This window comes from Streptococcus timonensis, from assembly GCF_900095845.1.
Lineage (GTDB): Bacteria > Bacillota > Bacilli > Lactobacillales > Streptococcaceae > Streptococcus > Streptococcus timonensis.
In genome coordinates, this window is record NZ_FMIX01000004.1 from 1,013,188 (window position 1) to 1,033,362 (window position 20,175).

The following is a 20,175-nucleotide window of genomic DNA, read 5'->3' on the forward strand; positions in this document are numbered from 1 at the left end:
ATATAATACAACTTCTTTTTTATTTTTGCAAGCATTTTCTTAAGAAATTTAAACGTAGCAGATTTTTGCATTGACTTCCAAAAAAGGATAGAATATGACTAGAAAACAACTAAAGGAGCTTTCTTATGAGAGAATATGATATTATTGCCATCGGAGGAGGTAGCGGGGGAATTGCTACCATGAATCGTGCTGGTGAACATGGTGCTAAGGCGGCAGTTATTGAGGAAAAGAAATTAGGCGGAACTTGTGTCAACCTCGGCTGTGTCCCTAAAAAAATCATGTGGTATGGAGCTCAAATTGCAGAGAGTATCCACAAATATGGACCTGACTATGGTTTCACAATCACTGACAACGAATTTGATTATGCAACTCTTCGTAAGAATCGTGAAGCCTATATTGACCGTGCTCGTTCATCTTATGATGGAAGCTTCAAGCGTAACGGAGTTTATTTGATTGAAGGACGTGCCGAGTTCGTTGATGCTCATACTGTCAGAGTTAATGGTGAGTTGATCCACGCTAAGCATATTGTGATTGCGACTGGAGCTCATCCTCATATCCCTTCTATTCCTGGTGCTGAACTAGGTGGTAGCTCAGATGATGTCTTCGCCTGGGAAGAGTTGCCTGAATCAGTAGCTATTCTGGGTGCTGGTTACATTGCTGTCGAATTAGCTGGTGTACTCCATACACTTGGTGTTCAGACAGATTTATTTGTCCGTCGTGAACGTCCACTACGTGGATTTGATAGCTATATCGTTGAGAGTCTAGTTCAAGAAATGGAAAATACAGGACTAAACCTCCACACACATAAGGTTCCTGCTAAACTTGAAGAAACTGAACAAGGTATTACCATTCATTTCGAAGATGGTAGCACTCATACTGCCAGTCAAGTTATCTGGGCAACTGGTCGCCGTCCAAATGTTGAAGGACTTCAACTCGAAAAAGTTGGTGTCACCCTCAATGAACGCGGCTTTATCCAAGTTGATGAATACCAAAATACGGTCGTTGATGGAATCTACGCTCTTGGAGATGTAACTGGTGAAAAAGAGCTGACTCCTGTCGCTATTAAGGCTGGTCGTACACTCTCAGAAAGACTTTTCAACGGTAAGACCAATGCTAAAATGGACTATTCAAATATCCCTACCGTTGTATTCTCACACCCTGCTATTGGAACTGTTGGTCTGACCGAGGAAGAAGCTATTAAGCAATATGGACAAGAAAACGTCAAAGTTTATACTTCAAAATTCGCTTCTATGTATTCTGCAGTTACTAGTCACCGCCAAGAAGCTCGTTTTAAACTCGTTACAGCTGGTGCAGACGAAAAGGTAGTTGGCCTTCATGGAATCGGCTACGGAGTTGACGAAATGATTCAAGGTTTCGCAGTTGCTATCAAGATGGGAGCTACAAAATCAGACTTTGATGCTACTGTCGCTATCCATCCAACAGGTTCAGAAGAATTTGTTACTATGCGTTAATCAATTAAAAGAGACCATTTAGGTCTTTTTTATTGATTTCAATCGGCCGTCACAAAAAGAGTTAACTTTTTCTAAATTAACGGTTGACTTAATCTGACAAGATTATATAATAGTTACTATAAATAAAAAAAGAGGTTAACTATTTTGAAAAAAGCACATATCTATGCCATTCCTGCTATAGGAGCTGCACTTATTGCAGTATTAGCCCAGATTAGTATTCCCATTGGTCCCGTTCCTTTCACTCTGCAGAACTTTGCTATTGGACTGATAGCTACTGTTTTTAGACCTAGAGAAGCTGTCCTCTCTGTTGGACTATATCTATTACTTGGCGCCATTGGTCTTCCTGTTTTCGCTAGTGGAGGAGCTGGTTTTCATGTTTTGGTAGGCCCAAGTGCTGGTTATCTTTGGTTCGACCTTGTCTATGCTGGACTTGCTTCCTATCTCATTCACACAAATAGTGGCGTCTTACGTATTTTCTTTGCGAATCTCTTGGGTGATTCTCTTGTCTTTGTAGGTGGTATTCTCAGTCTCCACTTCCTAGCTGGGATGCCTTTTGATAAGGCACTCGCTGTCGGTGTCATTCCATTTATCATCCCTGATCTTGCTAAAATTGTAGCAATTAGCTTTATCAGTCGACCACTACTTCAACGTCTCCGTACTCAACCCTATTTTTCAAGCAAATAAAAAAAGGCCGGGATTTACTTCCCACTCTTCTATACATTTTTAAATGTATTCCCCCCTATATAACAACATAAAAGAGAGAACAAATGTTCTCTCTTTTCAACTATTCAAATCTATCTGACTTTTGTTAACATAGACAGTATGATTAGTCTTCCTCTCTTTTCTTTTGAGACAATGCAAATCCAGCCGATGCTAGTCCAATAAATGCAGCAAGTGATAAGAATGGAAGTTCCTCTGTACCAGTGTTAGGTAATTCTTTCTGAGGTTCGTTATTCTTAAATTTATTGATTGGAATAACTTTATCTTCGATTGCTTGAGGTGGAAGTTTTGGATCCGGTTGTGGTTTTGGATCCGGTTGTGGTTTTGGATCCGGTTGCGGTTTTGGATCCGGTTGCGGTTTTGGATCCGGTTGTGGTTTTGGATCCGGTTGTGGTTTTGGATCCGGTTGTGGTTTTGGATCCGGTTGTGGTTTTGGATCCGGTTGTGGTTTTGGATCCGGTTGTGGTTTTGGATCGACTTTCTTAGGACATCCACAATCACGTATAAAGACTCGGCTTATCTCTTTACCATTTCCATCCTTGATAATAATCCAATAACCTGACTGACCTTCCTTATTTTTACCTGGCTCAGTAATGATACTTGGAGTTTTACCATCTTTTCCGTCACGAACGAAGGTACGACTAGTTTCTTTACTGTCACCATCTTCAGTAATTATCCAAACTCCTGTATAACCAGCCCCATCTTTGCCTGGTTCAGTACGAACTTTTGGTGTTTTACCATCAATACCATCACGAATGAAGTTACGACTTGTGATATTTCCTTCAGTATCACGTACAATCACCCAAACTCCTGTATGACCTTCATCGTCTTGACCTGGTTCAGATGTAATACTTGGGGATTTACCGTCTTTACCGTCTTTGCCATCTTTACCATCTTTTCCGTCTTTGACAAAAGTACGACTAGTTTCATTACCATCTGGATCATGAGTGATTACCCAGGTACCAGTATTACCTTCTGTATCTTGACCACGTTCAGTTTTAACTGATGGACTCTTACCATCTTTAATGACTGTTTCAGTAATCTCACCATTAGGATTTACAATCTTAACTGTATGAGTGCCATCACCGTTGTCTTTAATAGTTACTGTTGGGGATTTACCATCAACTCCATCTTTACCGTCTTTAGCATCCTTAATAAAGGTACGACCAGTTTCAGTACCAGTAGGATCTAAAGTAATTACCCAGGTACCAGTATTACCTTCTGTATCTTGACCACGTTCAGTTTTAACAGCCGGATTCTTGCCATCTTTGATGATAGTTTCAGTTGTTGCACCATCTGGATTCACAACTTTAACTGTATGAGTACCGTCTTCGTTATCTTTTACAGATACGCTCGGCGTCTTGCCATCTTCCCCATTTCTAATAATGGTCTCAGTTGATACACCATTTGGGTCTACAACTTTAACTGTATGAGTGCCATCGCCGTTATCTTTAACTGTTACTGTAGGTGATTTACCATCTTTACCATCTTTACCATCAACTCCATCTCGGATTTCTACAACATCGATAATAACATCTTTTGATACAGACTTGCCATCGAGAGTAGCTGTAGCTTTAGCAGTATAGCTACCTACTGCAGTCGGAGTACCAGAAATTACCTTAGTAGCAGCATTATATGTTACACCATCAGGAAGACTAGCTTCATCAAGCGTAAGTTCAGAGCCAGTTGTATGTGTTAAAGTGATATCAGCGATAGATTTACCAAGTGTAATAAGTTGACGGCCACCAGATACTGTAAGATCAAGATCTTTTTCAGCTTTAGGATTTACATTAAGAGTAAATGTATCAACAGCTGAAGCTCCACCAATTTCTGTTGGATTCGTTGCTTGCATACGAATTGTGAAAGAACCAGCCTTTGTTGGAGTTCCAGATAAAGTCTTAGTAGCAGTATCATATGTTAGGCCATATTCAGAAATAACATCATTGATATCAGCTTCTTCGACAAGTCCGTAAGGAGTCTTCATAGTAACTTTAGAAAGATTATTGTGAGTTACTACTGCAGGAGTGATAGCATCACCAACTGTTACAGTTTGCTCTTTATTAGAGATGTCGATAGAAACTGGAGAACCAGTAACTGTGATTACGACTTCAGCATTTGCAGATGGATTGTTACGGTAGTTATCATATTGAGCTCTAACTGGGATACGGTAAACACCAACTTTGGTAGGAGTTCCTGAGAAGGTATGAGTTGACTCATCATAAGTAACTCCATCTGGGAGATAGCTTGGATACTGACCAGTAGCAGGATCTGGAGCCGCATTGTAGTTAGTAGTCTCAACACTAATTGTAGCACCGTCAGAAGCCTCAACTTTAATAGGGTTCATAGGAGAAAGTACTTGAACTTCAGTTTCTCCACCCTTAACCTCGATTGGTTTTTCCTTAACCTTAATCTTGATAGTACCAGTAGCTTCTTGGTCACCACGAGTTAGTTTATAAGTATATGTTCTTTCACCAACTTCATTGGTTGTACCTGAAATAGTCTTCGTAGCATCATCATAAGTAAGTCCAAGTTCATTCCAACGATATGTATCAGCTGAGAAGGTAGCCTTTGGATGCGGATCAATTTCGATAGGATCAATCGTATCACCAACAGTTACTTCGCGTTCAAAGTTCTCTGCTACAAGTTCACCAGGAAGGACAGTAAGAGTTACATATTTTTGAACTACTTGTCCATCTTTCTCAGCTTTAACTTTGATATTGTATGTTCCTTCAATAAGACCTTTACCTGATATTGTCTTTGTTGACTTCGCAAAGCGAGTTCCTTTAGGAAGGGCGGCAGTATCAACTGTTAGTGTAGCACCGTCAGTATGAGTGATCACCATATCCTTGAACTTTTCACCTTCTTTGATGGTTTGTTCATGGTTGGTAACATCCAGATCCAGTCCAACTCCATCACGCGGTTGAACTTCAAAAGTAAAGGTTGTAAATGTTGTAGAGAGTCCACCATCAGCATTGTAATAGTCAACTTCTACCCGTGCGGTTTGATTCTTAGTTGTTTTTAGGACCCCATAACCTTCAACTGTTTTAGTAATTGAGTCTCCTGAGAGTGAGGCATAAGTATCCCCACTATCTGTTGTCACGCGAATATTAGCAATGGTTGATCCTCCGTCAAGGGTTACTGGAATTCCAGTGAAGCGTTCGCCTTCTTTCCATACTTGGTGGTCGATAGGATTGATAAAGTCTGTTACTTCAAATTGGAAGATACGGTTTGGCGCATTGTCACCAAAGTGTCCATCGATAGCGCGGACTTCAAAGTTATACTTACCTGGTGCAAGTTTGGCCCCAGCCTTCTTTCTGATAGTTTGAGTTGCTTCGTCATACTCTGTACCATCAGGGAAACGAACCGGTTTAATGGTAGCATTAACCTTGTTTAACTCAAGTTTACCAATTGTCTGTGCAGCGTCAGAACGAGGAACAGAAACGATACCCTCTTTATTCAATGTTGCAGTCTCAGTATTTGGCTTAAACATAACATCAGCATTAGTTAGTGCATAACCATCCATTGGATCTGCTTCACGATTAGACTGAGAACGCTCTTCAGTCGTCATTTTTAGATTAAATGTACGAACTTGTCCAACACTATCTGTTACTTTGAACTTAACGTCAAACGTACCTTGTTGAGCTGGAAGCTTTGTAAAACGTACACGATACGGTGTGAAGTGACCATCGTGAACATCCCATGTCTCAAAGTGTGTTCCTTTTAAATCAGAAATAGTAACCAATTCATACTCTACTTCTGGAGTTGAATCTAAACGTTCAAATTTTTTGATAGTTACTGGAGAATCTGGGAAATCTTTGAATGAACCAGAATCAGCAAGATAAAGTCCCAATTCTGAGAAATATCTTGTACTATCTGGTTTTGCATCTGCTACAGTTGTCGGCTCGGTTCTACCACGAATTTGCGGGATGTAGTATCCAAATGGTGTCGTCGGAATAGTGTAATTTATGACTCCTGTATAGTTCTCCCCTAAATCACCAGTTCGATTAGGATTCATATCAAGATCTTCAACACCTTTTCCGGCAGAAGCATGTTTCGAACCTGGATAAATACCGTATTTCGTATTAGCATCACCAATAGTTGAGAGACCGAATGAATTTGGATTAACAATCTCTAGCATCATAGTTGCTTTGACACTTGGATCTGTTTTAGAAACAAGACCGATTTCATACTTACGACCAGCATGGCGACCATCAAGAATCACATCACCTGTAACATACTCACCAGCTTTATCATAGGTAAGACCAAGCGCTTTTGCATCAGGAGTAAGATCAACTTCGTCTGAAGTAATACGGGTAAGACCCATCTTGTAAACTAACTTTGTAGTAATACCATTGTTACGAACTTTTGTATAACCACTGTAGTTTTCAATAGTCATATATGGTCTCGTATTTTCATCTCCAGTAGCTCCTGCAAGCATGTAAGATACAAAACCTGAGTGACCGGCACGTTTCATTTCTGTGTAAACAGACTCGATGGCAGATTGAAGTCGCTCTATGTTAGACTTAAGTTCAGTTTTGGTCAGTTGTCCCTTTTCAGCAAGACTTTCTAAGGTAGCTAATTCATTTTTTGAAATTTCTAATGCTTCAGAGAGAACTTTTTTTGCTTCACTGTTGTCAAGCTCTGATTCGTATTTTTCAGCCTCATGACTAATAGCTTTTGCTTCTATGATGCTATTGTTCAATTGTTCCTTAAGAGGTTGAAGTTCATCATCCATTTCAGGTTTAGCTTCTGTTGCTTTAGTTTCTGTTGCTTTTTCCTGTACTTCTGCTACTTTGGCTTCAGTTACTTTACTATCAGTTGATGAAGTATCCTTTTCTTCAAGTTTAAGTTCTGGTTTTTCTTCAACTACCGGTGTAGTTGATGGAGCTATCACAGCTGTTGTTTTTTCCGTTTCTTTTACAGTTACTTCAGTAGTTGACTCAGTGGTTGAAACTACAGTCGCATCATTTTCTGTCGTAGGTTCTACAAGAGTCGCAGGAGCACGATATGGTTCTGGAACACTAATTTCCTCAGAGGTTACTTCCTTAGTAGGTTCTTCTTCAACTACCTTATTAGCCTCTACCCCCTTTTCACTTTTTAATTCGCTCGCATTTACTTGAGGTGCATTAATCATCGAACCGACGAAAAACTGCCCAACAAGCACCGAAGCTACTCCTACACTAAATTTACGAATAGCAAATCGCTGTCGTTTTTCAAATTTCATAATTACCTCTTTTTATTTCTTATCATATTTTTTTCTCTTAAGAATAAACCAAGAACTGTAACAGCCATAAGTGAAATTCCTAGAGCTGAGTAAATATTTGATTCAGTGCCAGTCTTTGGTAATTGTACTTTTTCAGACACTTCCAAATTATTAATAGTTTTATCAGCCGGTTTTGCTGGATCTACCGGTTTTACTGGATCTTCCAGTTTTACTGGATCTACCGGTTTTACTGGATCTTCCAGTTTTACTGGATCTACCGATTTTACTAGATCTACTGGATCTACCGGTTTTACTGGATCTACCGGTTTAGCTGGATCTACCGGTTTTACTGGATCTACCGGTTTAGCTGGATCTACCGGTTTAGCTGGATCTACCGGTTTTACTGGATCTACTGGTTTTACTGGATCTACTGGTTTTACTGGATCTACCGGTTTTACTGGATCTACCGGTTTTACTGGATCTACCGGTTTAGCTGGATCTACCGGTTTTACTGGATCTACCGGTTTAGCTGGATCTACCGGTTTAGCTGGATCTATCGGTTTTACTGGATCTACCGGTTTTACTGGATCTACCGGTTTTACTGGATCTACCGGTTTTACTGGATCTACTGGTTTTACTGGATCTACTGGTTTGGTTGGAGTGACTACTTCTTTTGTTCCTACTTCAATAATTTGATCAACTGCATCAATTTTATTAGTTGAAACAACTTTACGTTCAGTTTCCACACCATCAACTAATACAACGTGTTCAACCGTAGTGATACTACCATCTTTGCCTTCTTGAACAATCTTTTCAGTTCCTTTGTCAAGTTCTGCATTATCACGACGAATAGTCTTATATGCTTGAACTTCTACTTTGGTCTCATCTTTTTCAACAACAATCGGTTTTGGTTTCTCCACTGGTTTCTCTATAAGCTTAGATTTTGCTGACTCGACTGCAGTAATTGCAGCAGTCAAATCTTTAACTGCTTGATCGACCTTAGGTTGATCTGATTTAGAGTCGGAAATAACAACCTCAGCCTTTGTTTTCTCATTTGCTAAGAGAACAAGAGCATTTTCATAAACCTTAACACTATCTTCAGTTTTATTCGTTGTATCAGCTGGCGCAAGAGCCTCTGTTGCCCTTGAAATTGCTGATTCAAGAAGAGCTTTCTTAACTGTTGGTGTTGGAGTTGGGGTAGGGGTTGAACTAGATTCAGCAATTGCAACCTCAGTCAACGAGAGACGTGTAATTGATTTATCCTCGTATGTGACAATAGCATTGGAATTATCGTATGAGAATGATGGTGAGAAAGCTGATAAATTAAAATGATCTTTAATTAAAGTTGAAATTTTACTTTGATCATCTGAAGTCAAACTTTCAAAACTCTTAACCTTAATTTTTGAAGTTTCTGGTACTTTATCTTCAAAAGTTCCATCATTAGCTAATTCCTTCGCAGTTGATTCAACCAAAGCTTTAACTGCCGATTTTAGATTAGTATTTGAGTCACTGAGCGCTGTTGTTGCAGAGATATATGTAGTACGGTAATTAACTTCTGAATACATCTCTTTAAACCGATCGTTCATCGCACGTTTTTGTTCTTGGGTAACTACGTTATAGTTAATATCTTTACGAACTTCTGGAGGCAAAACAGTCTCCATTTCTTTTCGTAAACTTTCAGATTTCCCTTGAATTTCTTCAGCTTTTTCAACAGCTTGCTCAGCTGCTGGAATAGCAGCTTCTGCTACTTTTACTGCTTCAGTATAATTTTGGAAACTATCTTGGGAATAGTCGTTTGGATTACGAACAACTTCTTTTTCCTCTTTAATTTCAGCAATTTGTTCATTTACCTGATTGATAGCTGGTGTAGGATTTTCAAAAAAGTCCAACATTACTTTGACTTTATTTTCATTTTCCAGCACCTCAGTTCCCATGATAGTTGAAGATTCTTCTGCTTGGACAGTTTGGTTTACTAAGCCTAAAGCAGAGATTCCAATTACAACAGAGGCAGCACCAAAAGAAAATTTACGAATTGAGAATTGATTTTTTCTCTCATTAATTGCCATTATATACTCCTTTTAATTTAATTCCTTAATAATTTCACTGATAATCTGTGTCCCCTTTTTAAAGATATCAAATAATATCTCATAGTTTTGCGAGGTTACATGGGTCACGTAGCGAGCGAAAACACGATTATCAACATCAAGAACCAGATAGTAATATAAACCATACATACGATTTAGTTCATTGATTTTTTCAAGAAAGTCCGAACGATTATTCTGGTCCTCTAAGACAGCCAGATTATTAAAAATAATTTGAGCAACACCAGTTTCCTCTGTATTTTCTATCCAAAAAGCAAATTCTACCAAGTGTTCCTCTACGACAGATAAACGTCCCTTGTATATTGTTCCATCCTCACGATCAACCTTTTGTAGGTTAATTTGACGCTTTTTAAGAAACTCTTGAAAAGCAATATTGATGTTAACCATATGCCAACCTTCCTAAAATGAATCCACACTGAAAATAGGTGGTTCATTTAAATCTGTCACATTATTATTCTCTGGAGTCAAGTAAGAAACATTAGATTTTCCATTTTGGATATCATCTTCTGAAGTTGAATTTTCAAGACTAAGAATTCTACTGACTCCATCTAGACGTTCATGACTCATAGAAAGAAGATCATCAATAATGTGTCCTATATGATGAACCCCTCCTGTATCAATATTATCAATCATAGTGATTTGATTCTCAAGAAGTTGCTTTAATTCATGTTTGATATATTCAGTTCGGTTCATAATATCCTGTTTAGTAACTTCCAACTGCTTAAGCTCTTCTTCTGATTGCTCGATGCGAGTATTCATTTCATTAACTAACTGTTCAGACTGAACCTCAGCTTCTGAAATTATATCAATAGATACACGTTTAGCCTCAACAATAGCCTCCGAAATAAACAGTTCTTTATCTTTAAGTTCCTCAATGGTTTTAAGTAACTGTGAATTACGAATTTCCAATTCATTTACTTGAGACTTAAGTTCATTCACTACCTCATGAACAGACGACCGAGAATAACCAAAAAACAGGGATTTTTTAAGTTCTCCCATATAAAACTCCTCCTAAAGGTTAATTTTTATCTGTTAAATAATACACTTTAATCTCCTAAAAACAGATTTAAAACTGTGTGCAATATTTAACCTATTTTACTAAATAATATTATATTTGTTTTCCTTTTATTTATCAAGCAATTATATGCTAAAAACTAATTTTTCTAATTATTTTGATCTTAACAAACATTTCCTTAAAATTCCCTTGTAAAATATTGTGGATATTCTATACTATATTATTTCAAATTAACTTTTTCAGTGTAATAATAGTTCCAATTTTGATGAAAAAAGAGTGGGATTATCCCACTCTTTTTTGTTTATTTATCTCCCTTTAAGGCATCCACCATCACTTGAAACTCTTCGTTTGAAAGTGTAATTCCTTTTCCCATCTTTGTGTGGTCGGGGCTCCAACTACGAATATCAAACTTTGCTGGTGCTCCATTAAAACTAACACGATTGATTTCTTTAGTCCATCCTTTTTCATTTTCAGATAGGGTAAGTAAGTGTTCTTCAATTTCAAAAGTAAATTCAGCCATGTTTTTCTCCTTTTTTGTATTCTACTGATTATTCGTAAAATCTTGTAGATTTTCTATAATTTTTATATAATAATGATAGATTAGAAAGGAGGCTCTTATGAAACTTTTATTCAAAAAAACGCTAGAAAAAGTCCAAAGCTTCCTTTATGGACAAGATGAGCCTACCCCAATCCAAAATAATTCATTAGCTACTACTATTCAGCAAGCCATTCAGAAAAAAACAGCTGTTCATATTATTTTTTCTGAGACTAGCTTTACTGGAGATATCATAAAATACGATACTGAGCGCCAGCAACTGATTGTTAAAAATTTTGCAAAAAATATTACTCGTATTATCCGAATATCCGATATTCGAAGGGTTAGTTTTGTCCCTTCAACCGTTCAAACTGCACAAAAAAACAGATTTAAGAAAGAGTGAGATGTTTCTATCATCTCACTCTTTTTAGCTTAGCGAATTTGTTCAAAATGTAGGTGAACTGCAATGTGATCACCATAGCCACTTCTCTCCAAGTCGCGTTGCAGACGGTAAGAGATATAGTGTTCAGCAATAGTGATATATCCTGCACCTAGTAAGCGGTGCTCAACCATTGATTGAATCATACTGATAGTCGCACGTTCTACTTTTGCTTCTTCTAAATCCAAAACAACCTTTTTAGTAACTTGAGCTAGATTTTGGCGCAAATCGTCTGTCAAAACATAGACTGTCTGAGCCGCTTTCAGGATAGCCTGATAGATTTTATCTGGGTTAAAGTCGGCGACTTGTCCATCACGTTTAATTACTTGCATAAGTTTCTCCTTTTAATCGTTTTTTTCTTTAATTTCAGCCAACATTGTTTCTTCTTCTGCTGTCAATTCATAATCTTCCAGCAAGTCTGGTCTACGTTGGTAGGTTTTTTTAAGACTTTCATAGAGTCGCCATTGTCGAATCTTCTCATGGTGACCACTCATAAGTACCTCTGGAACCACCATACCACGATAGTCATAAGGCCGTGTATACTGAGGATATTCGAGTAGGCCTGATGAAAAACTATCATCTTGATGACTAGATTCTTTACCAATCACCTCTGGTATCAAGCGAACTGTAGCATCAATCATGGTCATTGCTGCAAGCTCTCCTCCAGTTAGTACATAATCTCCAAGAGATATTTCATCTGTAACTAAGGTCTTAATACGCTCATCATAGCCCTCATAGTGCCCACAGATAAAGATGAGTTCCTCTTCTTGAGCCAAATCTTCAGCATAGGCTTGGTCAAACTGTTTCCCAGCTGGGTCTAAGAGAATCACGCGTGGATTATTCTTTTCAATGGCATCAAAGGCATCAAATATCGGTTGTGCTCGAAGTAGCATACCTTGGCCACCACCATAGGGTTCGTCATCCACATGACGAGCTTTTTCTGCGTAGTCTCGAAAATTATGGTATTGAATATCTAAAAGTCCCTTTTCACGAGCTTTCCCAACAATCGAATGTTCTAGCGGTGAAAACATTTCAGGAAAGAGTGTTAAAATATCAATCTTCATCGTCTAACCCTTCTAAGAGTTCTACATCGACACGGTTATTAAGAATATCAACATTGAGAATAACTGGCGGAATATAAGGTAAGAGAAGGTCTCGTTTACCTTTACGTTTAACCACCCAAACATCATTAGCTCCTGGTTGAAGGATTTCCTTAATGGTGCCGATTAGCTGATCGTTTTCATATACCTCTAATCCAATAATCTCATGGTAGTAAAATTCACCTTCATCAAGATCATTGAGATTAGCTTCAGCAACTTTTAAACTATGTCCTTTATATTTTTCAATATCATTGATGTGATACATATCCTTGAACTTGATAATATCAAAGTTTTTTTGCTTACGGTGGGTAGCAATAACCACTGTTCGCACAAACTGATCTTTTTCATCAAACAAGGCTAACTCTGCACCTTTTTTAAAGCGTTCTTCAGAAAAATCTGTCACAGACAAGACCCTCATTTCACCTTGCAAGCCCTGTGTATTAACAATCTTTCCAACGTTAAAGTAGTTCATTTAATCTCCTGTGTATCTTACTCCCTTTATTTTATCATGTTAGAGGGATTTTCACAAGCTGAATAGGTCCTATCTTACAAGGCTACTACTTCTTCAAAAAAATCACCAACTATCTGATTAAACTCTTTAGGATGGTCATTCATCGGTTGGTGTTTGCTATCTGAAATCGTTACTTGACGCGCATTGGGATTTAGAGCAATGATACCATCATAGATTATTTTTAGGTGTTTGGGAAAATCATTTTCTCCTCTTACTAAAAGCATGGGAGGATTTCCTTGATAACCTTCTATCTCATGGACAGCTAAGAAACCTGTGATTCCAAGATTCAAGAAAACATCTCTCCCAGTTTCTATAATGGCAGTCTTGACTAATTCTCTTGTGATAGGATTATCTGTACACATTTTTGAGTTCTTATCTGCAATCACCTTCCAAGGAATCGTTTTATACATAAGAGAACTATATTTGATTCGACCTCTTTCTTTATCTGATAGGTAACGATGCTGTCCCCAACTATCTACCATGACCAAGGCTAGGACTCTTTCTGGATGGCGATAGGTGTACTCTTGAAGTGGATTTCCTCCCCAAGAATGACCAACCAATATCACCTTATCCAACTGGAAATAGGACAAAATAGCATCTACATCTTGAACAGCGCCTTCCAAGTCAGGTAAACCAACTTTCATAGGTGATTCACCCTGCCCTCGAACATTGACAAAGTAGAGGTCAAATCCATCAAAAGCATCATACTGGTGGGCCCACATCTGACTACGGCCACAAGCTCCATGATAGAAAATAATGTGGCCTTTACTTCCGTTTCCAGGACGATGATAAACAACCAAATCACAATCTAATACTGGTATAATGTGGCGTACCAAAGTCTCGGGTTCTCTGTTATAAAAAGCAATAGCTTCAGCAATATCATTTGGCTTCATTTCTATACTCTCTCCTCTTTATCCTAATATCATTCTTTTTATCTATTTTATCATGCTATATTAAAATCATCGTTTTCCAGACCTAATTTCATTAAAAATTTTGAATTTTCTGCATCATTTAGATAAAGAAAAAGACTGCTAAGCAATCTTTACTTTTTTCTCATCAGATTCATGCCTAAAATTCCAGCAATAATCATGGATGCACCAAGCAAGTGATAACTATAAATTGGCTCCTGCAGAATTACCGCTCCTGCTACAATGGTTAAAACAGTTCCTAGATTTCCAAAAACACTAACTGTTGATGCTCCTAGTCTAACAATAGCATAAATAGATAAAGCCGCTGTTACGATTGAGGCTAGAATTCCTAAATAGAGGATAGAAAAGATATAGCCAACATGACCAAGGGGTTCAAAATATCCCATTAGATTGCTACTTGCGATGTAAGAAAAGAGACTTAAGCAATTAAAAACAATAAAGCCGACTAGAATCACAACTACAGTCAGGTCCATAACCTTGTACTGGCCTCCCTTGTACTTGCTAAGGATATTATTAATGGCATTTGAGAAAACAGATCCAAGCATCAAGACATAGCCAAAGATACCTGCCCCTGCATCGAAATTAGCACCCTTACTAAGGAAAATATAAACAACACCTGCTACTGAAAGAAAAAGAAAAAACTTTTGAACCATCGTGGTTTTTTCCTTTAAGAATATTGAGGCCAAAATGAGGGTAATGATGGGCACCAGGGCTTGCAAAATTCCAGCTTCGGAGGATGAGATATACTGGAGAGCAAAAGATTGAAACATAAAAAAGAGGAGGGGATAAAAGAGACTCATTGGTAAGATTGATAAAATATCCTCTTTTGTAAGTTTTACCTGTATCACCTTGGTTTGTTGAAGAATGAATAAGACTAGAGCTGCTACAGTATAACGATGGGCTAAGTTGGTCAAAGGACTAGCAAATCCTAAGGCAACCTTGGTAAATAGAAAAGAAAACCCAATAATAGTTGAAAAAGATAAGGCTGCCAAATAGGCTTTTGTTTTTTCGTTCATAGATAATAACTCCCTTTGAATCTAGCTTTTATCAAGTACCATTGTATCAGATTGAAAACTGGTACTTAATGATGACTGTTTTCGTTAGTCTCATCAAGATACTGTTCTAGATTTCGTTCATGATTGTATTTAATAGATGCTTTTTTGTCTTTCTCAAAAATTGTCTTCGTTAAATCAATATTATTTATTGCTGCAATCGCAACTGTATAGTGAATAATATCAGCTAGTTCGATTGCTAATTCAATATTTGAGTCTTGAACCCCTGCTTTTCGCCCAGAACGTCCATTCAAAACTTCAGCTACTTCTCCGACCTCTTCAACTAATTTTATAAAAAGACCTTCCTCTGTTCGTGATTTCTTGTAATGTTCTAACAAATAGGCCTCTAATTGTCTAATAGTTACATCTTTCATGCTATTCTCCTTGCAAAAAAAGCGAGACCTAAGTCCCGCTCTTTTTATTTTTCATCAATAACGATTCTTACTTTTTTGTCTTCAGTTGGGACAGAGTAGACAATCGTTCTTATCGCTGAGATAGTGCGACCTTTACGTCCAATCACACGACCTACATCACTCTGGTCAAGATTCAAATGGTATTCCATAAATTCTGGAGTGTCTTGAATTTTGATAGTTAAGGCATCTGGTTGTGAAATCAAAGGTTTCACAATTGCAATAATGAGATTTTCAATCGTATCCATCTGTCAACCTACTTTAAACTTATTTAGAGAATTTAGAATCGTGGAATTTCTTCAATACGCCTTCTTTTGAAAGGATGTTACGTACTGTATCTGAAGGTTGAGCTCCATCAGCCAACCATGCCAAAATACGGTCTTCTTTCAAAGTTACTTGGTTTTCAGCAACAAGTGGGTTGTATGTTCCAACTGTTTCGATGAAACGTCCATCACGTGGTGAACGTGAATCTGCAACGTTAATACGGTAGAAAGGTTTTTTCTTAGAACCCATACGAGTCAAACGGATCTTTACTGCCATTTTTAATATCTCTTTTCTTTTATTTTTTAGTTCGGTGAAATAGCTTAGCTATTTAGCACATGTTCTATTATAGCAGATTTCTAACAGGTGTCAAGAAAAAAACTTGACAGAACTTAAAATTTTTTATTTTTTAGAAATATGTAGACTAATTGGGATAAGTTAGAAATAGAAACTTTATGAATACTACTTTTGATACTATCTATAAGGACTACCCTGTCAAGCCCTAAATCTCTCCTAATCGTGATATGGAAAATTGGCTACTAAATCCCAAGACCGTTCCCAAATGACACATGGTCTTATTAGCAGATGATTTACTAGCAGGAGATATCATTCTCCTATGGAGAATCCAGTTTGGCATTTTTACAAACGAAACATGATTTTAAAAACTCCCATTTGATTATGATTCAAAATTAGCTTAAATCAATGTTTTTCCACTTTTTCAGAAAACAAATTTTCATCTAATTTAAATAACTTTCAATTAAATGGTATAAATTTTGCTTAAAATCATTAAAAACACCCCATGGTGTGAACCATGAAGTGTTGTAAATGGTGTATACTAGGAAGTTCTTAACGTTTAGAGAACTGGCTAGCTTTACGAGCTTTCTTAAGATCTGGTTTAGAAAGTATAGATTTTAATTGGACTAAAAACAGCGAAATATCAAGGATTTTAAGAACGATATCTACTAATTAAATTATAAAATATGAATTAATAGATTCTAAATAGGAGAATAATTTAGTTCTGTAAAAATTTAAATAATACACCTAACTTTGGTCACCATTTTTTAGTTGTTCACTCTTTTTTCAGATAGTGTTTTTAAAGTTATGATGTAAAATGCCGCAATTAAAACACTATACATCATAATCGGAGGATAGATAATTAAGGATAGAATCAATCCCACTCCTTTAATTATTAGGTCAGGTATCAATAACTTTCTATATTGTGCAGTAGCTTCAAGTAATTCTTTCTGATCTATATTGGGTTTATCAATTACTTTATGTAAAAACCAGTTTGCTACCGTTGAAACAATAACGATCAGTCCATAAAAGAGCTGTGCCGTATGATTCATGAAATGACTACTAACTAATCCAGTAGCATAGGGCATAAATGAAACAAAAAATAAAAGAAACAAATTCCACCAAACAATTTGTTGAGAAATTTTCTCAACCTTTTCCCACAATGTATTTAGTGCCATCCATAACGATCCCAACCAGAAAAAGGAAAGAAAGTAAGCAAAGAAATTTTGCCGTAAATCCCAAAAAGTTTGAAGACTTGGTGTCGTTGGTTTTTCTAATTCTAAGATTAGGATAGTCATTATAATTGCTAGAACCGCATCTGTCAATGCAATTAATCTATCTTTCTTCATCAGATTACATCGCCTTTCATTTTGTAGCATTCTATCTCATCGTATAATATTTATTAATCTTAAATATTGGATAGTCACTTCATATTTTGAGTACAAACAAGATACACTAAAAAGCATGTATCTGTCATATTTTATTTAACTTTAGAAATATTCATCCATCTAATCAATAAATATATCATATTTCACAATAAATGACTACTATCAAAGATACATTTTCTTTCAGATTTCTTCCTTTTCAACTTGGCTAACTTGACCTGCATTACCTAGGTCGCTTTGCTTTAAATTATACTTTTTTCTTAAACATTTGATACGAATAGGTATTTCTTGTGAGTAATTTTCATCAAAAAATTTCATAGATAAGTCCTATATATAATCATGGTAAAGTAGTAAAATAGTTGTTATCCTAGTTGATTAAAAAAGTCTCTGATTTCCTCATCCTTTATAAAATAATATATAATTTTCCCCTCTCTTCTAGTGTCCAAGATGTTTTGATTGGCTAGTTTACGAAGATGGTGGGAGGCAGATGCCATACTGAGATTTAATAAACAGGCTATATCACAGACACAGAGTTCTTCAACAGCAAGGAGATAAAAGATGATATTTATCTGTTTATTATCGGTCAACTTTGATAAAATACGAAGTGATTTTTGGACTTTTTCCTTTTCAAGGTAGTTCGTTGCGGTTGTAACATTTTGTTGATTTATAATATTCACTTGGCATATACTATCTTTTTTCATAATTTTTTCTCCTAGCCGAACACAGTCCTTAGTATGTTAAAGCTGTTGTTTTCAATCAGGATATACATCCCCAATCCTAAATAAACAACGGCAATAAACCATCTGCTATATTTTTCCAAAGTTTCTCCAACAGAAGGGACTTGTGCCAATTTTTGGGCAGAAAAAACCAAGAGATAAATCATGACTAGAAAAGTAAGTAAAGCCACTATCAAATTCGCTAAATTTAAGGTAATAAAATATGGGACAAAAACACCAATATTGTCAGCACCACAACTAGCAAAAGTAATCATAGCTACTAGAAAAATCAGGTTTTTATCATCTTTGCGCAAACCATCTTTTGCAATAGCTTCTCCATCAGAATCTCCTAAAAACAAAACTTTGAGTCCTAGGAAAATTGGAATCAAACCGAGCAAACCTAAAATCTCTTTACTAGGAATATAATTTAAGACAAATGCAAAAAGTAAACTTAGCAATATTAGACTAACAGAGCCTAGAAATTGTCCTAAATAGATGTTAATGATGTCTTTTCTGCTTTTTCTTTTGGCAAAAAATAACATTAGGATAATAAGTAAGTCTACGGCTGTCCCAGAATACAGGATTATTGAAGTAAAAACATTTTGAACCATAAAACACCTCATTCAAATATATTTTTGAATGAATTTTAACATTAAACTTTGTAGATGTCAACTTCAGCTCCATCAAAGTATAGATAAGAAGGTAGAGATTGGACTGAAATATAGTGAAATGTATTAAAATTGAAAAAAGAAAAAACGCTTGAAATCAGAGTTTTTCTTATGTATTGATTCGTATTGAATGCTTACTTCACTTCTGTAAAAATTAACTTCTACACCTACAAAGCTTATTCTGACATACATTATAACAGTCTAAGAAAAAGCAGAGATTCATACAGTATCTAGATTTTCCAAAAATTCTTTATCATCAAATGTTATTAACGAAACTATCCAAACCAAATCCGATGCATTGCTTCAAAGAATTCTTTAGTTGTTTGACTATCAAGGGCTTTTATTAAAAAATTTTTTCAAATAATTGCCTCATTGACACATAAATTCTTGCTTTCTAAATTTAAGTGTGATATATTTATAACATAAATTTAAGTGTTATATATTTATAACACAAAAAAGGAGTCTATCATGAAAAAAAGTCAAAAAATGCGTGGCCTCATTGCAATGATTGCCGTAGCTCTCTTTATTGATTTTATTGTTTTATTTGGTTCTAATCTTAGTTTGGGATCCAAGTTAGTTATTACTGGTATTTCAGTGCAAGGTCAAATTATAGCTATTTGGAGCTGGCTACGTATGAAACCACGGCCTCATAAGATTCAGAAAGATAAGGAGAAGACTATTTTTGACTTGTCTGCTAAGCTTTACACGGTACTTGTGTTGGCAGCAAGCATTTTTTATACAGTAGGGTTTTTGGTTGCAACCCCTAGCGAAAGCTCTGGTATTAGAGAATGGATTTTGGGAATTGGCCTCGTTATTGAAGTGAGTGTATTTGGTTTTTTCTGTTTTAAAAATGTCAAGGAAACTCCGGACGAACGCTTTTATGCTAATTTAGCCAAGGCAGCTAGCTTGATGTTTGTTTTTATACTAGGTGCACTGATGATCCTAGCAGTTATCATTGGGTATATGGGGTCTCTCACTCTTTACATGGGCCAGATCTTTATTAGCATAGCTGCCTTGATTCTCATCTTTGCGGTTGTCTATCTTATCTTAGAACGGAGAGGATAAGCATGGCAAAAGAAAGCAAGATTATTACTAATCTCAAATCTGTTCGTGAGTCCACAGGCATGACCCAGCAGGAGTTAGCCGACCTCATCGGCATGCGACGCGAGACAATTCTGCACTTGGAAAATAACCGTTACAATCCTTCGCTGGAAATGGCTCTTAAAATTGCTCAAGTTTTTAATCTGAAAGTAGAAGACCTCTTTGAACTCAGACAGAAAGAGGAAGCATAATTCTTTTCGAGACCTAGCATTAAGTTCATTGATTAATGTTGAAGATTTTCAAGATGATGATGAAATCCCAA

22 protein-coding genes and 2 pseudogenes are annotated in these 20,175 nt (G+C 36.6%); 5 read left to right on the top strand and 19 right to left on the bottom strand.

The window, feature by feature from the left end; genetic code table 11:
- The first annotated feature begins 125 nt into the window (after window positions 1–125).
- Both gor and BQ2679_RS08770 read left to right on the top strand, forming a co-directional pair.
- Window positions 126–1,472 carry a glutathione-disulfide reductase gene (gor, locus tag BQ2679_RS08765; protein WP_075567817.1) on the top strand — a complete coding sequence of 449 codons (1,347 nt, stop codon included), beginning with the start codon at window positions 126–128 and terminating at the stop codon, window positions 1,470–1,472.
- A 144-nt stretch (window positions 1,473–1,616) separates the two neighbouring features.
- On the top strand, window positions 1,617–2,156 hold the full coding sequence (locus BQ2679_RS08770; protein ID WP_075567818.1) for a biotin transporter BioY: 540 nt from the start codon (window positions 1,617–1,619) through the stop codon (window positions 2,154–2,156).
- Window positions 2,157–2,298: 142 nt separating this feature from the next.
- On the opposite strand, the gene BQ2679_RS11275 is transcribed toward BQ2679_RS08770, so the two are convergent.
- From BQ2679_RS11275 to BQ2679_RS08815, 7 genes and pseudogenes are all read right to left on the bottom strand, one after another.
- Entirely contained in the window at window positions 2,299–2,994 is a 696-nt protein-coding gene (locus BQ2679_RS11275) for an LPXTG cell wall anchor domain-containing protein (protein WP_483153902.1), read from the bottom strand.
- Between the two features lie 194 nt (window positions 2,995–3,188).
- A pseudogene (locus tag BQ2679_RS11280) lies at window positions 3,189–3,351 on the bottom strand (collagen-flanked surface repeat-containing protein); the annotation flags it as partial.
- Window positions 3,352–3,456: 105 nt separating this feature from the next.
- Window positions 3,457–7,416 (bottom strand): annotated as a pseudogene (locus tag BQ2679_RS10520) (collagen-flanked surface repeat-containing protein); the annotation flags it as partial.
- Between the two features lie 2 nt (window positions 7,417–7,418).
- Window positions 7,419–9,461 (bottom strand): G5 domain-containing protein, encoded by a 2,043-nt coding sequence (locus BQ2679_RS08800; protein WP_075567819.1) that lies wholly within the window; start codon window positions 9,459–9,461, stop codon window positions 7,419–7,421.
- A 12-nt stretch (window positions 9,462–9,473) separates the two neighbouring features.
- Entirely contained in the window at window positions 9,474–9,884 is a 411-nt protein-coding gene (locus tag BQ2679_RS08805; protein WP_075567820.1) for a hypothetical protein, read from the bottom strand.
- A 12-nt stretch (window positions 9,885–9,896) separates the two neighbouring features.
- On the bottom strand, window positions 9,897–10,496 hold the full coding sequence (locus BQ2679_RS08810) for a hypothetical protein (protein WP_075567821.1): 600 nt from the start codon (window positions 10,494–10,496) through the stop codon (window positions 9,897–9,899).
- 317 nt (window positions 10,497–10,813) lie between these two features.
- Window positions 10,814–11,032, bottom strand: a complete 219-nt coding sequence (locus BQ2679_RS08815) for a YdbC family protein (protein ID WP_075567822.1) — start codon at window positions 11,030–11,032, stop codon at window positions 10,814–10,816.
- A gap of 97 nt (window positions 11,033–11,129) precedes the next feature.
- Between BQ2679_RS08815 and BQ2679_RS08820 the strand changes: the two genes are divergently transcribed.
- Window positions 11,130–11,450: a hypothetical protein gene (locus tag BQ2679_RS08820; protein ID WP_075567823.1), complete on the top strand. Its 321-nt coding sequence runs from the start codon at window positions 11,130–11,132 to the stop codon at window positions 11,448–11,450.
- Between the two features lie 29 nt (window positions 11,451–11,479).
- On the opposite strand, the gene BQ2679_RS08825 is transcribed toward BQ2679_RS08820, so the two are convergent.
- The 12 genes from BQ2679_RS08825 to BQ2679_RS08885 form a co-directional block, all read right to left on the bottom strand.
- A complete protein-coding gene (locus BQ2679_RS08825) occupies window positions 11,480–11,818 on the bottom strand; it encodes an ATP cone domain-containing protein (RefSeq protein ID WP_075567824.1) in 339 nt (112 codons plus the stop codon).
- 12 nt (window positions 11,819–11,830) lie between these two features.
- Window positions 11,831–12,550 carry a tRNA (guanosine(37)-N1)-methyltransferase TrmD gene (gene trmD, locus BQ2679_RS08830; RefSeq protein WP_075567825.1) on the bottom strand — a complete coding sequence of 240 codons (720 nt, stop codon included), beginning with the start codon at window positions 12,548–12,550 and terminating at the stop codon, window positions 11,831–11,833.
- Window positions 12,540–13,058: a ribosome maturation factor RimM gene (rimM, locus tag BQ2679_RS08835; protein ID WP_075567826.1), complete on the bottom strand. Its 519-nt coding sequence runs from the start codon at window positions 13,056–13,058 to the stop codon at window positions 12,540–12,542. Before rimM ends, trmD begins: the two co-directional genes overlap by 11 nt.
- Window positions 13,059–13,132: 74 nt before the next feature.
- Window positions 13,133–13,990, bottom strand: a complete 858-nt coding sequence (locus tag BQ2679_RS08840; RefSeq protein ID WP_075567827.1) for an alpha/beta fold hydrolase — start codon at window positions 13,988–13,990, stop codon at window positions 13,133–13,135.
- Window positions 13,991–14,139: 149 nt separating this feature from the next.
- Window positions 14,140–15,042 (bottom strand): DMT family transporter, encoded by a 903-nt coding sequence (locus BQ2679_RS08845; protein WP_075567828.1) that lies wholly within the window; start codon window positions 15,040–15,042, stop codon window positions 14,140–14,142.
- 65 nt (window positions 15,043–15,107) lie between these two features.
- Window positions 15,108–15,452: a MazG nucleotide pyrophosphohydrolase domain-containing protein gene (locus BQ2679_RS08850; protein WP_075567829.1), complete on the bottom strand. Its 345-nt coding sequence runs from the start codon at window positions 15,450–15,452 to the stop codon at window positions 15,108–15,110.
- 44 nt (window positions 15,453–15,496) lie between these two features.
- On the bottom strand, window positions 15,497–15,736 hold the full coding sequence (gene kphA, locus BQ2679_RS08855) for an RNA-binding protein KphA (protein ID WP_075567830.1): 240 nt from the start codon (window positions 15,734–15,736) through the stop codon (window positions 15,497–15,499).
- A gap of 19 nt (window positions 15,737–15,755) precedes the next feature.
- Entirely contained in the window at window positions 15,756–16,028 is a 273-nt protein-coding gene (rpsP, locus tag BQ2679_RS08860; protein WP_049520696.1) for a 30S ribosomal protein S16, read from the bottom strand.
- Window positions 16,029–16,810: 782 nt separating this feature from the next.
- The gene (locus BQ2679_RS08875) at window positions 16,811–17,392 is read right to left on the bottom strand and encodes a TMEM175 family protein (protein ID WP_075568084.1); all 582 of its coding nucleotides are present in this window, start codon (window positions 17,390–17,392) and stop codon (window positions 16,811–16,813) included.
- A 219-nt stretch (window positions 17,393–17,611) separates the two neighbouring features.
- Window positions 17,612–17,746 (bottom strand): hypothetical protein, encoded by a 135-nt coding sequence (locus tag BQ2679_RS11165; RefSeq protein ID WP_142324065.1) that lies wholly within the window; start codon window positions 17,744–17,746, stop codon window positions 17,612–17,614.
- A 44-nt stretch (window positions 17,747–17,790) separates the two neighbouring features.
- Window positions 17,791–18,129 carry a Cd(II)/Zn(II)-sensing metalloregulatory transcriptional regulator CadX gene (gene cadX / locus BQ2679_RS08880; protein ID WP_075565697.1) on the bottom strand — a complete coding sequence of 113 codons (339 nt, stop codon included), beginning with the start codon at window positions 18,127–18,129 and terminating at the stop codon, window positions 17,791–17,793.
- Window positions 18,130–18,140: 11 nt separating this feature from the next.
- Window positions 18,141–18,755, bottom strand: a complete 615-nt coding sequence (locus BQ2679_RS08885; RefSeq protein WP_075567831.1) for a CadD family cadmium resistance transporter — start codon at window positions 18,753–18,755, stop codon at window positions 18,141–18,143.
- A gap of 525 nt (window positions 18,756–19,280) precedes the next feature.
- On the opposite strand from BQ2679_RS08885, the gene BQ2679_RS08890 reads away from it, so the two are divergent.
- Window positions 19,281–19,877: a hypothetical protein gene (locus tag BQ2679_RS08890; protein WP_075567832.1), complete on the top strand. Its 597-nt coding sequence runs from the start codon at window positions 19,281–19,283 to the stop codon at window positions 19,875–19,877.
- 2 nt (window positions 19,878–19,879) lie between these two features.
- Window positions 19,880–20,104 carry a helix-turn-helix transcriptional regulator gene (locus BQ2679_RS08895; protein ID WP_001041097.1) on the top strand — a complete coding sequence of 75 codons (225 nt, stop codon included), beginning with the start codon at window positions 19,880–19,882 and terminating at the stop codon, window positions 20,102–20,104.
- The last annotated feature ends 71 nt before the right edge of the window (window positions 20,105–20,175 follow it).

Bases quoted from the DNA above. Each gene is read 5' to 3' on its own strand.
- BQ2679_RS08840 (WP_075567827.1), bottom strand. From the start codon at position 13,990: ATGAAGCCAAATGATATTGCTGAAGCTATTGCTTTTTATAACAGAGAA.
- cadX (WP_075565697.1), bottom strand. From the start codon at position 18,129: ATGAAAAAAGATAGTATATGCCAAGTGAATATTATAAATCAACAAAAT.
- BQ2679_RS08820 (WP_075567823.1), top strand. From the start codon at position 11,130: ATGAAACTTTTATTCAAAAAAACGCTAGAAAAAGTCCAAAGCTTCCTT.
- BQ2679_RS08895 (WP_001041097.1), top strand. From the start codon at position 19,880: ATGGCAAAAGAAAGCAAGATTATTACTAATCTCAAATCTGTTCGTGAG.
- BQ2679_RS08890 (WP_075567832.1), top strand. From the start codon at position 19,281: ATGAAAAAAAGTCAAAAAATGCGTGGCCTCATTGCAATGATTGCCGTA.
- BQ2679_RS08800 (WP_075567819.1), bottom strand. From the start codon at position 9,461: ATGGCAATTAATGAGAGAAAAAATCAATTCTCAATTCGTAAATTTTCT.
- BQ2679_RS08845 (WP_075567828.1), bottom strand. From the start codon at position 15,042: ATGAACGAAAAAACAAAAGCCTATTTGGCAGCCTTATCTTTTTCAACT.
- rpsP (WP_049520696.1), bottom strand. From the start codon at position 16,028: ATGGCAGTAAAGATCCGTTTGACTCGTATGGGTTCTAAGAAAAAACCT.
- BQ2679_RS08885 (WP_075567831.1), bottom strand. From the start codon at position 18,755: ATGGTTCAAAATGTTTTTACTTCAATAATCCTGTATTCTGGGACAGCC.
- trmD (WP_075567825.1), bottom strand. From the start codon at position 12,550: ATGAAGATTGATATTTTAACACTCTTTCCTGAAATGTTTTCACCGCTA.
- BQ2679_RS11165 (WP_142324065.1), bottom strand. From the start codon at position 17,746: ATGAAATTTTTTGATGAAAATTACTCACAAGAAATACCTATTCGTATC.
- rimM (WP_075567826.1), bottom strand. From the start codon at position 13,058: ATGAACTACTTTAACGTTGGAAAGATTGTTAATACACAGGGCTTGCAA.
- BQ2679_RS08815 (WP_075567822.1), bottom strand. From the start codon at position 11,032: ATGGCTGAATTTACTTTTGAAATTGAAGAACACTTACTTACCCTATCT.
- BQ2679_RS08825 (WP_075567824.1), bottom strand. From the start codon at position 11,818: ATGCAAGTAATTAAACGTGATGGACAAGTCGCCGACTTTAACCCAGAT.
- BQ2679_RS08875 (WP_075568084.1), bottom strand. From the start codon at position 17,392: ATGAAGAAAGATAGATTAATTGCATTGACAGATGCGGTTCTAGCAATT.
- BQ2679_RS08810 (WP_075567821.1), bottom strand. From the start codon at position 10,496: ATGGGAGAACTTAAAAAATCCCTGTTTTTTGGTTATTCTCGGTCGTCT.
- BQ2679_RS08805 (WP_075567820.1), bottom strand. From the start codon at position 9,884: ATGGTTAACATCAATATTGCTTTTCAAGAGTTTCTTAAAAAGCGTCAA.
- kphA (WP_075567830.1), bottom strand. From the start codon at position 15,736: ATGGATACGATTGAAAATCTCATTATTGCAATTGTGAAACCTTTGATT.
- gor (WP_075567817.1), top strand. From the start codon at position 126: ATGAGAGAATATGATATTATTGCCATCGGAGGAGGTAGCGGGGGAATT.
- BQ2679_RS08850 (WP_075567829.1), bottom strand. From the start codon at position 15,452: ATGAAAGATGTAACTATTAGACAATTAGAGGCCTATTTGTTAGAACAT.